This window comes from Tenacibaculum sp. AWR4_210 (assembly GCF_056160945.1).
This window is the reverse complement of sequence record NZ_JBSWYF010000122.1, coordinates 1-203: the sequence shown is the minus strand read 5'-3', so window position 1 is coordinate 203 and position 203 is coordinate 1. Positions and strand designations below refer to the sequence as shown.

Annotated in this window: 1 protein-coding gene; it reads right to left on the bottom strand. The window is 50.7% G+C overall.

Annotated features, from left to right (window positions below; translation table 11 throughout):
* On the bottom strand, window positions 1-203 hold a 203-nt coding region (locus ACXAG7_RS20295), incomplete at both ends, for a hypothetical protein (protein ID WP_476667981.1).

Sequence of the window (203 nt, the reverse complement as noted above, 5' to 3'; positions counted from 1 at the left end):
TAATGCTGGTGACCAAGTTCCGCCTGCAGCTGGACTTCCTCCTAAGGCTGCAAATAACTGCGCCGATGTTACCGTGCTTCCTGCACAGATCGTAAGTGTTCCATTAGTTCCCGCATTTGGTAAGGCTTGTTCGCTTACCACTACCTGAGCTGTTGCTGCTGTGGTACATGGTGCGGTTGCTGCTACGGTATACGTATAGGTAT